Origin of the sequence: Enterococcus sp. AZ103, from assembly GCF_051714685.1 — a bacterium.
Lineage (GTDB): Bacteria > Bacillota > Bacilli > Lactobacillales > Enterococcaceae > Enterococcus_A > Enterococcus_A alishanensis.
The window spans coordinates 2,576,983-2,590,465 of sequence record NZ_JBIOSI010000001.1; the positions used below are offsets into that span (position 1 = coordinate 2,576,983).

Consider the following 13,483-nt stretch of genomic DNA (forward strand, 5'->3'; position numbering starts at 1 on the left):
AACTTAAGCCTCCTCAGCAGCTTCTTCAAGAATTGCTTGTTTATCATATACTTTAAAAAATGGTAAATAAACAAACCATGAGATAACAAATAATGCGACTGTATAAATTAATCCATTAATCGAATTAGTTGAAATATACGCAAATATTGGTGCTGGTAAATACCAAAGATCAAAAACGTGTTCTGGAATTGGTACAAGCCCAATCCTCATGACTATCCAAGCTGAGATAGGACCTAATAAACCCATAATCCACATTGGAATCATCAAAGTTGGATTAAATGCTATGGGTGCACCAAATACAACTGGTTCGTTAATATTAAAAATCGAAGGAATTATCGCCGCCCGACCAACTATTTTCATTCGAGATGATTTAGCCATAAACGTCATCATTATACAAAGTGCCAATGTAGCACCACCACCACCGATAACAAACATACCCACTACTTCTTCAGTAAAAATATTTGTTGCTGGTAAACCATTAGCGGCGTTTCGGGCATTCTCTGCGATAGCTGGTAAAGCAATTGCAATTTCCACCGGATAGATAATCCACGAGGAAATCCCAAATGAGTATAGAAATGAATAACCAAGAAAAACAATTAAGACGAAGCCACCAAAACTTCCACCAATATTTACTAACGGCTGTAAAGCTGTCATTATTGCAGCACTCATATTGAAATGCATTTGGAAAGTAAAGATCCAGCCTACCAATAAAATTAAGGTAATTGGAAGTATTGTATTAAACCATGCGGCAACAAAATCTGGCAAAGCAGAGTCTTCTCCGATAAGTTGATATTTTGATGCAATTGTCATAACTAAGCCGACAAATAGTCCTGCTACCAACGCCACCAACATACCACCAGTACCTAATTCTGCAGTAGTTAGAGTAATTATCCCTTTTCCGTCATCAATTGTTGGATAAACGAGCATTAAGAAAAAAGCAATACCTGCTAAACCTGCGGGCTTTGCAGCTGATTTATAACCCTTATTATTCATAATCGCTTCTGGAAGCAAATATGACATAAAAAGAGAAAACAACCCAAAACTAAACGTACTCAGCAATGAAAAATCTGGAAAAGCTGGCCAAATGTCCCTCACAAGAGACAATACTGTAACAAATGATCCGATGAAAATCATAGGCATACCAGTCAAAATTGATTCTTGGATAGATGCAATCCAAGGATTTTTTACAATTTTATTTACTTTTGGTGCAAATTTGTCCGTCATCCAGTTTGTCAAATTATCCATAATTTAGTCCTCCTTATTCTTAAAAATTTTCACCATTTTTTCAGTCATCAAAACTTCGCTTGTAATAGTCATCAAAGTATCTTGCGCATGAATTAAAAGGACAGAAAAAGGAACTTCCTTATTATTAGCTTCTAACTGAATCATATCTGTCTGAAACTTATGAGCTTCATTTAATTCTTTCTTTGCACTATTAATTTTTTCTTCAATTGCTATATAATTTTTGTCATTTTCCGCTAACATGTCCAAAACAGACATATTTAAGTCACGGGCATTTCCAGCATGCAAAATAACATTCATAGAGATAATATTGAGCTCATCTCTACTAATACCTAATTCCATTATTATGCCTCCTTACTTATTCGTAATAGTTGTCCTCGCTCATTAATTGAATTAATAAGTTCAAAAATTCATTCAAATCCATCTGTTTACTCAATTTTGTAACATTTTCCTCTGCCGAGATTATCTCTACAAAGCGCTGAAAAACTTTATTAAAAATCTGTCTATCTTCTTTATTGATTGAAATGCCAACAATAAGCTTTACTTTATTATCTCCCCACTGAATTTCTTCCTTTGGAATCATAATAGCTACATCAGTTTTTTTTGCTTCCATTCTTAAAGTATGAGGAATCGCGATTCCACTAGGAAAGCTTGTAAAAGAAGCCTGTTCCCGTTCAGTCAGCTGCTCAAAATATTTTTTATCCACTGAGCCACTTTTGAATAAATGATCAGAAATATCTTTTAATGCCTCTTTATATGTTTTGCCACTGTAATTAGTTAAAAAATTGCTCTTTTTTAAAGTTTTATTCAGCAAAACAGTTATTTCTTCGCTATAGTAGTCACTTTTTATTTCACGAATCGCTTCCCATAGTTCATTCTTTTCTACCGGTAAAATGCTATCATGAACGGTTACTTGTTTGGTGGTACTGTTCTTTAGCTGCCAAAGATCAGTCATTGGGAAGTTCGTAATAATTAAATCAAAAGAATCCGTCACTTGATCAAAAATATCTACATCTAGGACATCAGTAACCAATAAATCATTTGAAAATTCACGCTTAATTTGATTTGCAATTTGTGTGCCTTCATCTAAATATCCTGGCGTAACAATCGCTGTTTTCAATCGTAAGTTTGATGATGCTGGTTCACTTTCTAAAAAAGCACCTATATGTAAGGCTAGAAAAGCGATCTCATCATCGTTAACTTCAATATTTAAATTTTTTTCAAGAAGTGAAGCTAAATATACTGCGATATCAAATAAAATTGGATATTTGACCTTAATCTTCTCAAAGCTTAAATTTCTGGAGAAAATATTTTTTTTCGCACGTTGATAAAGGCTGTTGATATGAATCAAGAGCCGATTTTTAAAATCTTCATTTTCAAAACTTATACCATAAACATTTTCAAGTTCTTTTAACATGATGCTAATTTTATTGATATGTTTCTCACTTTTCCCTTTAGAAACATCAAATTTCCGATGATAAATTTGCTCGAAAAGCTCATCAAACTCGTCTAAATCTTCTTTAATAAAATACAACGAATAGTTATCTTGAATTTCTTTGATAATTTCTTCAACAACGTCATTTGAAAAATTTTGAGGAGCTAAAAGTTCTGTGGTTGCTCTATCTAAGGCAATTGAAAGATGGAAAACGAGATTTTTTAAGAAAAAGGTATTACTTGTCTCAGCGCCAAGGTATTTCAAACATATTTTGTATAAATCATCTAACTTAATATTCGGTCCAAGTATTTCTTGAATTTCATGAGAAAGGCTAAAATTTTCAACTGATGACTGATTTAGAATATTTAGGAGTAAGTGTCGAATTGCATATTGATTGCCGTCAATATATATTTTAAAATCTCGACTTTTTATTGTGACATTCCATTGTTTAATGTCTTTATTGATAGAATTGATGGTTGACTTCAATGTTGACTCAGATATATATAAACTATCCGCCAAATCATATAAATCTAAACCACGATGAACATTTTTAATTAATCGTCGCAGAATATAGATTTTACGTTGGCTTTCGATATTATTACTATCAATATCTTTATAATTTTTCTCCAGATTAATTTGGTACCCGTTTGAATCTGAAATAATTAGGTTTGGCTCATTCTCATTTATTCTTTTAATATAATTTCTAATTGTTCTAGTGGATACGTCCAAGTATTCTGCTAATTTTCTAGAAGTAATACGAACGCCTGTATTACGTTTCAGATATCTAAGTAGTGCTAATTCTTTATCCAATGACATCACCCAATGTTTATTCTTCTTTTAATTGCTTTACCTCTTCTATTAAACCTTTTCCATCTAGTGCACCATAAACTTTTTGCGGGATAATCGCACTTTTGACTCCTGCAGCTTCCGCTTCCTCTTTAACTTCATTCAACATGTACTTTAAATGGGGCGCAACCAATAAAATATCAATTTCATTTAAGTAATCAGTAATTTCTGACTCGCTTTTGGCTTTGATTTCAAAATCTAATCCCTCTTTCTTTGCTGCTTTTCTTGCATTTGCTGCCATAAAACCAGATGAAGCACCTGTTCCACATATTAATAGTACTTTCGTTGTCATTTTGAATTCCTCCTCTTCTTTTATAATTTCATTGTACAGTCAAATTTTTTTACTTTCATTTTGATATTTTTCCTAAGGGTAGGAAATTTTTCTGATGTTCAATAATTTAAAGTATTTGCGAAATCATATGTTTCTAAAATAAACATTGCATCAAAGCTCGCCTGATTACTTTTAAAAACAAAAAAAACTAGATTAATCATCATGATCAATCTAGTTTTTTTATCAATTATTTATTTTTTTATATCTTTAAAAGCCGCTGTTTGTTCTCGTATACCTTTTTCTGCTGCAAAACGTTCAATGCTCGAAGCACCGAAGAATCCATCAATTCCCTCTGTTTTTTCAATTACATACTTGGCATCTTCCGGTTCAGCAATCGGTCCTCCATGACAAATAACCATAATTTCAGGATTAACTTCTCTTCCTGCCTGGATAATTGCTTCGATTTTTTCAACACAATCATCTAAAGTTAGTGCTGTTTTTGCTCCAATAGTTCCTTTAGTAGTTAATCCCATGTGGGCAACTAAGATGTCAGCTCCCGCGTCCGCCATTTTTCTAGCTTGTTCTGGATCAAATACATATGGCGTAGTTAGCATATCCAATTCGTGAGCTTTTTTGATCATTTCAACTTCTAAGTCATATCCCATTCCAGTTTCTTCAAGGTTCTGTCTAAAAACACCATCAATCAATCCGACTGTTGGAAAATTTTGTACCCCATTAAATCCTTGTTCTTTCAATTGTTTTAAGTAAACGTCCATTACGCGAAACGGATCAGTTCCACAAACTCCAGCTAAAACAGGTGTTTCTTTAACCACGGGTAAAACTTCTTGTCCCATTTCTACAACAATTTGATTTGCATCTCCATAAGAAAGAAGTCCTGCTAGTGATCCTCTTCCAGCCATTCGATAGCGTCCCGAATTATAAATAATTAGCATATCTGCCCCGCCAGCTTCACTACTTTTAGCGGTGATTCCTGTTCCTGCACCGACACCAACCAAAATGTCACCAGTTTTAACTTTTTCTTTAAAAGAGCTAATAATGTCTTTTCTTGTTTGAGTATTCATAATTTAAATTCCTTTCTTATCAATCAGATTAATCAACTGCTGTGCTGAAAATTCCGCAAAAGCTTGATCGTTTATAGCATAGTCTAATTCAATCAATTCTACTTTTTCATTATTTAAATGTTTTTTTATTGCATCAATCAACGCAAGGTCTGCTTCTGGATAATAAAAAGGAGCGTCTACAACATCAATACCTGAAAAACCATTTTTAGGGATGGTTAAGACAGTTTCTATTTGAACTAAATTTAATTTTTCTGCAATTATTTGTCCTAGTTTTTTATTTTCCTCCACTGTTGTTCTCATCAAAGTAACCGTAGGATTATGCTTATAAAACAATCTTTCTTTAAATTTCTCTGGCACAGTATCAAATGGACCAAAGTTAACCATGTCCATTGCACCAAGTGAAACTACTTGAGGAACTTTGGCTGAGGCTGCTGCTTCAAGTCTTTTTTCTCCAGCATTTAGAATCCCGCCAACAAGTTGGTCTGCCCACTCTGTAGTCGTAAGATCGAGAACTCCTTTAAAATAGCCATCTGAAATTAACGATTCCATTGTTCGACCACCAACGCCTGTAGCATGAAAAACTAAAACTTCGTATCCATTTTTTTCAAGATACTCTCTCGCATAATTTACCGCCGGAGTAGTGACGCCAAACATTGTTGTTGCAATTAAAGGACGTTTATCCTCTTCTGTTTCAAATCGGTAGTTTAACAATCCTGCCATTGCGGAAACCGCGTTTCCAAAAATCCTTTTAGAAATTTTATTTAAACCTGAAACATCAACGATCGATGGCATCATGATAATATCACTTGTACCAACATAAACACTAGTATCTCCTGAAGCAACTGTTGAAACAATTAATTTTGGTAATCCAATTGGTAATTGACGCATACCGGGAGCTACTAAAGAAGTGCCACCCGTTCCACCAAAAGAAAGAACACCCTCAAATAAATTTTCTTCATACAGCTTTGGCAATAAAATCTCCAAACCCTTAGCTAAAATTTCCGTTGCATATGCCCTATCATTTCGTTGACGAATCTGAGCAATATCTTCACCAACTTGTTCAGCGATCTCAGAGACATCAATGTCTGGTACAAATGAGGATTCGAAAACACCTGTGTGAATAGTAAAGACATTTAAGTCAAGTTTTTCTAAAAGTTGTTTAATGTATTGATACTCTGTTCCTTTCGAATCGAATGTACCGACTAAAGCTACCGTTTTCAATTATTTATACCCCCTTTTTAATTTCCTGCTTACAAGGTAAGTATATGATTTCAAGTATCGGTTGAAAACGTTTTATTATTATGAAAAATAGTTTATATATTAGATTTTTTGTATTCTTTTGGTGGTTTCTTCATATACTTTTTGAATATTTTGTTGAATTGGGCGTAATCTGGATAGCCAACTAAATCTGCTATTTCCACCAATTTTAAATCAGTAGAATTCATTAATTCAATTGATTTATTCAGTCGAAACTTAATTAGATATTCTGTAAAACTGATCCCCGTTTTCTTCTTAAATAAGTCACTCAGATAGCTGAGTGATAAGTTAGTAAATTCAGCCAGTTCACTGATATAAATTGGCGTAGAATAATTCTCACTGATATACTTTTTTATAAAATCTACATAATCATAGTATTTCTCTATGCCTTCTAAAATTTGAATCGTTAAATTGTCATGCTGAGTATGTGTCGCATCTTTAAAAGATTTGATTTGTGAAGATAAAATTTGTTCAGAATTAATTCTTTCAAATGTTGATCCACCAATATATCCTTTTATTTCTGGAAATTGATTATAAATATACCGAGCCTCTATTAAATCATTAATAGGTCCTCCGTATACCATAATAATGCTCGCTGAATTCCTACTCTTTAGTAACGCTGTTATTTCTTGAATTGTCGATAACATATTTTCAAAAGAGCGCATCTTTTTAGCACCCAAACTTCCACCTTCAGTAAGTCCTAAATGAATACAAATGATATCAGGTTTTGCTTGATCCATCAGCCTCACTTCCTCAGTGTTTGTGATAAACCCCATGGTAAACAATCCATTCTTCTTTGCTTCAGCAATAAATTCTACTTCTTGAGAAAAGGAAATACCCTGTTCATCCAAAGCTTCTTTAAATTGCCCATCAATCAAACTAATTGTCGGATAATTGACTATACCGGTAAAATTACTTTCGCCAATATACTTAATTAACTCTTTTGAATCCATCAATGGATCTGTCGCATTTACACCAAACAGAACAGGAAAATCTGCAAGTATTGGTAGCAACTCTCTTGTCGAGAAATTCTTTACCAGTTCATTACTATTAGCAAATGGAAGATAGCCACCTAATGAACTTCGACCCATTTGCCTAAATTTTCCTGAGTTTAGGGCAAGAATCATATCCGCCCCACCCTCTTTTGCATTAATTGCACTCATTCCTGTTGCTGTGGATATACCTAAAAGATATTTACCATCATAAATTTGACGCTTCAACTTTTGTAAAAATACCTCTTTTTTCATTTCTACCTCTCAGTTTAGTAAATCATTTTTAATTTATAGTAAATTTTAGCTTTCTCTAAAGAAAAAATCCATTTTATTTTAGTTACTACTTTTTACAGATATGTTATACATATTAAAAAAACAGTGAAATAACGATCAAATCTAAATCGTTTATTCCACTGTTTATTAAGTTGATCATAACTGCTGTTAAAACGGATAATTATGTTTATCGGTGATAACTTATAACTAAGCCTCACATTTATGAAGTACCAAATTTACTGGTTCGATTGATAACGAACTAATGAAGTTCTGAAAAAATTATCAGAAATATAGTACTTATTTTGTGCTAAAACTTTCCCATTCATAGAATAGAGATTTTCAGTCATTAGAACTAACTTATCTTCCTCAGAAAATTCACGTCTAAAACTATCAGGTTCTCTTGAAGAAATACTAATTGTTAATTTTGAGTTAGCGACTTCACGATATATATCTTCTTCTAAAAATTGGACAATTTGCTCTTCATCTTCCAAATCTAAATTAAATTTTTTAATTGTTTCAGGCAACAAAATCGAGAAAATGTTTGCGACATTCAACTGATTGATTTTATACCAAATATTTAAAGTGAAGTAAGAAATATCCTTGACGCCAAATAGCTTATCTGTAAAAACACTGCTGGGGTTTTTAAAATAGTAAGCATCTTTATGAGTGATTTCTTCAATTGGGATTGTCAAACTATCTAAAATTGGACATCTTAACACGCGAATTCCTTGATCATTTTTTTGTGTTTCTGTCATAGTAACAAAATGACCTTGACCATGAATACTGCTGATAACACCGTCTTCTTTTAAAAGAGATAAAGCAGTTCTCAAAGTCACTCGACTAACATTAAAATCGTTTGTCAGCTTTTCTTCTGAAGGTAATTTTGAACCAGGTGCAAATTGTGACCGTTTGATCATCAATAAAATTTGATTGTAAACTTGGACATATTTTGGTGTACGATGCATCTTCATCCTCATTCCTCGTAAAATAAATATAATAACATTGTATCATAATCTTTATTTGAAAATTCTTAGCGGATAAATAAATTCAATAAAGTCTCCAAATTGTTCACGATTAGGTATAAGGTATTTTCTGCAAGGAATAAAATTGAGACTAGTCAAAAGTTTTTGAACAGGAATATTCGAATGGTTCGTACTTATTTTAAGTTGATCAACCTCGGAATTTACCTTTTCTTGTCTAATAATATCGGTCAGAATAAATCGCGCAATGCCACTTCGTTGATGCTGAGAATGAACGACTAACGGTTGAATAAAGATAGTACGCTCATGTTTTGAAACAGTCACACTAGCCTCGTAATGATCTCCATAAAGTCTCAATTCCTTTTTAATGATGTCTTGCCAAATAATTTCCTTACTGGGATAGGAATCATTCCATTGAGTAATTCCAGCAGATTTCATCTGTTCTTTTCCGTTATTGATTAATTTTAGAATATTTGAATAGTCACTAGAGACAGCAATTCGTTTAAGATAATTCATACCAACTATTGAAATAGTATTAGCGATAAGACTAGTGAAAGGACAACCCCAAATATCATTGGCACAGATGTTCTACGAACGATTTGCATAGGAGATAGTTTCGTTGTACCAGCAACAATTAGGACAACAGCTGCAACTGGTGACACAGCTCTTAGTAAATTCCCAGAAAGTTGCATAGGGATTGATAAAGCAATCGGATCTATGCCTGCAGCTTTAGAAAGCGGAATCATCAAAGGAATCATGGCAAAAAGTAATGCTGTCCCACTTCCACTTAATAATACAATAACTGCTGTGAAAACAACCATAATAACTGGAAGAAGAATACCTGCACCATTAATATTTTCCATCGTTTTTTGAACTAATTCGATAATCCCTATAGAAGTAAGTCCTTGAACAAATACCTGCGCAGAAACTAATAAGGCGACAATACTCATTACACTTCCCATACCGTCAAAAAAGTAACTTGTTTCTTTTAATACAGAACTAATCGAATGATGAGTCGCAAATTCAACTAAAACGGCAATGATAAAACTGATCAAACTAACAACTTGAACACTGATATTTAAAGTAGTTCCAAGGAATATATTCAAAACAAAGACAATCAACAATAAAATAATAGGAAGAAGAGGTAATGTACCATAAACAAATGCTTGTAATCCTGAATAAGAAGTTTCGGTATCCACTTTTGCTTCACTTCCATCATTTTCAGCTATTTCCTCTTCATAACTCAATGTTTCATGCTGCTTAGTATCCTCATGCTTCTGCCAAAAATAATGAACAATAGCGATCGCTAGTAAAGTAGGAATTGAAACGAGTGCATGGCTTTTAAAAACATAGTCTGTAACGTTTACATTTAGCAAAGAGGCAATTGCCACATTGTCGGAACCTAAAGGTGTTGGAACAATAGTAGCCGAAGTTCCAATAATCGCCGCGGCGCTGAGGCGAGACATACCTGCTGTACGCAAAACTGGATAAAGTGTTGCTAATAATATAATAGCTAAATTAGAAGCACTTGGAATAACTAGAGACAACAAATTACCAATTAAAAAAACTATTGGAATCAAAATATAGATTGATTTAATTTTTGCGATTGGTTTGGTCAATGCTTGTACAGTTACTTTGTTAGCACCAATATGATTCATATAGGCACTGTATCCACCTAAAATTAATATAACAAAACCAGGTCCAACCAATGTATTTGTAAATTGATCAACAATTACTTGGAACGGATCGAGTAATAATGCACCTGTAGGATCACTTACTTCAAGTTTTCTGCCCATTAAAAGTGCAATATACATAAGAACAACACCTAAAAATAATAGGGTCATCTTAATATCATTTTTCTTCAATAACATATAAACAAGAATTCCAACTGCTAATATACCAACAATACAAGTTAATAAAACATTCATACTATTTCAACCACTCTTTCTTTATATAGTTTTAGCAATAGCCTCGATAAACCACTCTTCAAATTGTTTTGGATCTACACTGACAGCTACTTCGGCATTTGCAGGAAGATCAAGATAACCCTTAAGGTCAATCAATGAAGCTCCGGCAGTTAACAAACCAGTTGTTTCTATTTCCACTCTTGTTGAAACAATATCAAACATCGTTGGATTTAAAACCAATCCGATTGCTAAAGCATCGTACATGCTCAATCCTGTGGCAAAACTACCGCCTCGATATTTTGAAAATAATTGATAGAACATATCACCTATTGCACCAAGTTTTTTTATCTTTTCAGATACTTCAGGCATCACCTTGGCTTGACGACCAACTTCCATAGGTGCTACTTGAATTGGGATACCGCTATCAAAAACTATTTTGGCAGCTTCGGGATCAGCTGCAAAATTAAATTCAGATAAAACACCGTAATTTCCTCGACCTAAACTTCCACCCATAACAACAATTTTTTCAATTTTCTTAAAATCTTGTGGATATAAATGAATATATAATGCAATATCTGTCAATGGGCCAATCCCAATAATTGTCGTTTTATCATCTGACTGATTAACGACTTCATGCATAGCTGCTGCCGCAGTTATAGTTTCATCTACTAAAATATTTGAAGCAGGAAAAGAATAACCATCCATTCCAGACTTTCCGTGAACATTGCTAGCATTAATTGATTTTCTTAATAACGGTTTGTGACTACCTAATACAATGCGGGGGGATTTTTTGTAAAGCGTAAGTAATTTTTCAGTATTTAATTTTGTGTTCTCTAAACTTACATTTCCAAAAATAGGACAAATTAACTTTACTTCTAATTGTTCACTAAAAAGTGCCAATGCGATTGCAACAGCATCATCAATTCCTGGGTCTGTACTGATAATTGCGGATTTTTTATTCATAATAATCACTCTTTCTCTATTGTATTGAAACGTTTCCAAAATGATAATACAACATTGTATTATTTAAGTCAACGTTATATTAAAAAATACAACTTTATATTTAGCGACATCATGAAAAAATGGTCATATACTTTAGACAAAGAATTCTAGTCTAGTTCTTAGAAGACTAGAAATAATGTTAAACAATCAATTATGAAAATTCTTACCACCCTTACGAACTTCTAATTATCACCTGAAGACATCTTATATCAACTATGGCCTTCTAAATTGTTTTCTTATGTATGAATTTATCTGATTGCCAACCTCTAACAAATATTAAAATGAGTAAAAATTTTCGTAGCGTACCCTTTTCAAAATCAGTCATTCTTTTAGCAAAAAGAAAAATGTTTTAATATCTTCAAAATTTCTAAGTAACCATTTTAATCCCAAAAGAAATCTTACATATTTCTTCTTAACTCTCGCTTTTTATTACTGATCTCAAAGAACGCATCAAGATTATAAGAAAGGGCAATGCAAACGAAGTTTGAATTTACCTGTAATGAATTAGAAATAGTTAGTCACGCAACTTCAAAATCATTCAAATAAAAAAATTCCACACTCGATTTTTTGAGTGTGGAACCTTCTTCGTCTACAAGCTGAAGCAAAAATAAAAATTTTGTCTACCGCATTTTATTTAACTTTGCCCATAATAGGCTGTATCTCCGTGTTTGCGAAAATAATGTTTATTCAATAAATATTGTGGAATTGCAGAGATTTTATGATTGATTTGTTCAGTCTCTCTAGCCATCACACAAATTTCATCAAGAATCAAGCTATTTTCCACTGCTTTTTTGGGGGTATCTCCCCAAGTAAAAGGCCCATGACCATAAACGAGTACTCCTGGAACCTCTGTGGGTTGAATATTTCGTTCACGAAAAGTTTCTACGATCACTTTCCCTGTGTTTTCTTCATATTGATTGATTACCTCTTCATTGGTCAGCTGTCGTGTACAAGGTACTGACCCAAAAAATGCATCAGCATGGGTCGTTCCATAGGAAGGCAGATCGCGACCAGCTTGTGCCCACATCACCGCGTTGGTGGAATGTGTATGAACAATTGCTTGAACATCTGGCATTTGTTCATACAATACAACATGTGTAGCTAAGTCTGATGAGGGTCTTAATTTTTCTCCTTCAACAACGTTTCCCTTTAAATCTGTGACCACCATTTTTTCAGGTGTCATATCTTTATAATTTACACCACTTGGTTTAATGACAATGACGCCAGCTTCACGGTTAATCTCACTAACATTTCCCCAAGTTAACTTCACTAATCCTAATTGCGGCAACTGCATATTGGCTTGATAAACTCGCTGTTTCATTTCTTCAATGACTTCTTTAAACATCGTAACCCGCCTCCAATAACTTCGGATACAAATACGTTTTTGCTGACTGAATTTCTTGTTGATAGTTTGAACTATTTTCACTCCACATTTCAATCAAGAATGGACCAGGAAAATCCAACCTGTTTAATGTCTTTAGGAGACCTAAAAAATCAACACACCCTTCACCGAAAGGAACATCTCTAAATTGACCCGGAAAATCTTTAGTAACTGAATAGGTATCTTTTAAATGGACTGATGTTATATAGTCAATACCTGACTCTAATTCATAAGCAGGATTATTCTCCGGCCAAGCAGATAAATTTCCCAAATCCGGATAAACTTGAAGATATGGCGAATGAATTTGTTTTTTTATTTCAATAAACTTAGTAATTGAATTTAAAAATGGATCGTCCATAATCTCGATTGACAAAATAACACCATACTGTGCAGCTTTGCGAACACTTTCTTTTAAACCAGTAATAAATGCTTCTCTGGAACTCATTGACTTGTCCTCATAGTAAACATCGTAGCCTGCAATTTGGATCACTTTAATGCTCAATTGATCAGCCAGTTTAATCGCCTGATCTATTATTTCGATGGCTTTTTTACGCACTTCAACTTGACTAGAACCAAAAGGAAACCTACGATGACCACTTAAACAAATTGAATGAATTCTTACGCCAGAACTAAACATCGCTTCTCTCAGTTCTTTTATTTCTTTTGTTGACCAGTCTAATCTAGCCAATCGCTCATCTGTTTCATCAATTGACATTTCAATAAAATCAAATCCTAATTCCTTAACTAACGAAAATCTTTCTGACCATGAAATATCCTTTGGCAAAGCTTTTTCATATATCCCAATTTGAGTCAAC

The 13,483-nt window shown here is 33.4% G+C and carries 13 protein-coding genes; all 13 read right to left on the reverse strand.

Features of this window, described 5'->3' with window-relative positions:
• Positions 1–3: 3 nt before the first annotated feature.
• Complete coding sequence (locus ID741_RS12915) at positions 4–1,245, reverse strand: PTS sugar transporter subunit IIC (protein WP_218324787.1); 1,242 nt, start codon at positions 1,243–1,245, stop codon at positions 4–6.
• A gap of 3 nt (positions 1,246–1,248) precedes the next feature.
• A complete protein-coding gene (locus ID741_RS12920) occupies positions 1,249–1,584 on the reverse strand; it encodes a PTS lactose/cellobiose transporter subunit IIA (protein WP_438720236.1) in 336 nt (111 codons plus the stop codon).
• Between the two features lie 16 nt (positions 1,585–1,600).
• Positions 1,601–3,487 (reverse strand): BglG family transcription antiterminator, encoded by a 1,887-nt coding sequence (locus ID741_RS12925; RefSeq protein ID WP_438720237.1) that lies wholly within the window; start codon positions 3,485–3,487, stop codon positions 1,601–1,603.
• A 16-nt stretch (positions 3,488–3,503) separates the two neighbouring features.
• Positions 3,504–3,815, reverse strand: a complete 312-nt coding sequence (locus ID741_RS12930) for a PTS sugar transporter subunit IIB (RefSeq protein WP_218324784.1) — start codon at positions 3,813–3,815, stop codon at positions 3,504–3,506.
• A 230-nt stretch (positions 3,816–4,045) separates the two neighbouring features.
• On the reverse strand, positions 4,046–4,876 hold the full coding sequence (locus ID741_RS12935; RefSeq protein WP_438720238.1) for a phosphoenolpyruvate hydrolase family protein: 831 nt from the start codon (positions 4,874–4,876) through the stop codon (positions 4,046–4,048).
• A 3-nt stretch (positions 4,877–4,879) separates the two neighbouring features.
• A complete protein-coding gene (locus ID741_RS12940) occupies positions 4,880–6,097 on the reverse strand; it encodes a Tm-1-like ATP-binding domain-containing protein (RefSeq protein WP_438720239.1) in 1,218 nt (405 codons plus the stop codon).
• Between the two features lie 92 nt (positions 6,098–6,189).
• Positions 6,190–7,380 carry a phosphoenolpyruvate hydrolase family protein gene (locus ID741_RS12945; protein ID WP_438720240.1) on the reverse strand — a complete coding sequence of 397 codons (1,191 nt, stop codon included), beginning with the start codon at positions 7,378–7,380 and terminating at the stop codon, positions 6,190–6,192.
• Between the two features lie 254 nt (positions 7,381–7,634).
• Positions 7,635–8,363 (reverse strand): winged helix-turn-helix domain-containing protein, encoded by a 729-nt coding sequence (locus ID741_RS12950; protein WP_438720473.1) that lies wholly within the window; start codon positions 8,361–8,363, stop codon positions 7,635–7,637.
• Between the two features lie 51 nt (positions 8,364–8,414).
• Complete coding sequence (locus tag ID741_RS12955; RefSeq protein ID WP_438720241.1) at positions 8,415–8,894, reverse strand: GNAT family N-acetyltransferase; 480 nt, start codon at positions 8,892–8,894, stop codon at positions 8,415–8,417.
• A gap of 5 nt (positions 8,895–8,899) precedes the next feature.
• Positions 8,900–10,306: a C4-dicarboxylate transporter DcuC gene (dcuC, locus tag ID741_RS12960; protein WP_218324780.1), complete on the reverse strand. Its 1,407-nt coding sequence runs from the start codon at positions 10,304–10,306 to the stop codon at positions 8,900–8,902.
• A gap of 21 nt (positions 10,307–10,327) precedes the next feature.
• Positions 10,328–11,248 carry a nucleoside hydrolase gene (locus tag ID741_RS12965; RefSeq protein WP_438720242.1) on the reverse strand — a complete coding sequence of 307 codons (921 nt, stop codon included), beginning with the start codon at positions 11,246–11,248 and terminating at the stop codon, positions 10,328–10,330.
• A gap of 673 nt (positions 11,249–11,921) precedes the next feature.
• Entirely contained in the window at positions 11,922–12,632 is a 711-nt protein-coding gene (locus ID741_RS12970) for an L-ribulose-5-phosphate 4-epimerase (RefSeq protein ID WP_218324778.1), read from the reverse strand.
• On the reverse strand, positions 12,625–13,482 hold the full coding sequence (locus ID741_RS12975) for an L-ribulose-5-phosphate 3-epimerase (protein WP_218324777.1): 858 nt from the start codon (positions 13,480–13,482) through the stop codon (positions 12,625–12,627). The genes ID741_RS12970 and ID741_RS12975 overlap by 8 nt, the downstream gene beginning before the upstream one ends.
• Position 13,483 lies beyond the last annotated feature (1 nt).

What these genes read in the sequence shown, in the direction of transcription:
- ID741_RS12930 (WP_218324784.1), bottom strand. Translation starts at nt 3,815, where the DNA reads ATGACAACGAAAGTACTATTAATATGTGGAACAGGTGCTTCATCTGGT.
- ID741_RS12915 (WP_218324787.1), bottom strand. Translation starts at nt 1,245, where the DNA reads ATGGATAATTTGACAAACTGGATGACGGACAAATTTGCACCAAAAGTA.
- ID741_RS12950 (WP_438720473.1), bottom strand. Translation starts at nt 8,363, where the DNA reads ATGCATCGTACACCAAAATATGTCCAAGTTTACAATCAAATTTTATTG.
- ID741_RS12955 (WP_438720241.1), bottom strand. Translation starts at nt 8,894, where the DNA reads ATGAATTATCTTAAACGAATTGCTGTCTCTAGTGACTATTCAAATATT.
- ID741_RS12965 (WP_438720242.1), bottom strand. Translation starts at nt 11,248, where the DNA reads ATGAATAAAAAATCCGCAATTATCAGTACAGACCCAGGAATTGATGAT.
- ID741_RS12935 (WP_438720238.1), bottom strand. Translation starts at nt 4,876, where the DNA reads ATGAATACTCAAACAAGAAAAGACATTATTAGCTCTTTTAAAGAAAAA.
- ID741_RS12945 (WP_438720240.1), bottom strand. Translation starts at nt 7,380, where the DNA reads ATGAAAAAAGAGGTATTTTTACAAAAGTTGAAGCGTCAAATTTATGAT.
- dcuC (WP_218324780.1), bottom strand. Translation starts at nt 10,306, where the DNA reads ATGAATGTTTTATTAACTTGTATTGTTGGTATATTAGCAGTTGGAATT.
- ID741_RS12970 (WP_218324778.1), bottom strand. Translation starts at nt 12,632, where the DNA reads ATGTTTAAAGAAGTCATTGAAGAAATGAAACAGCGAGTTTATCAAGCC.
- ID741_RS12920 (WP_438720236.1), bottom strand. Translation starts at nt 1,584, where the DNA reads ATGGAATTAGGTATTAGTAGAGATGAGCTCAATATTATCTCTATGAAT.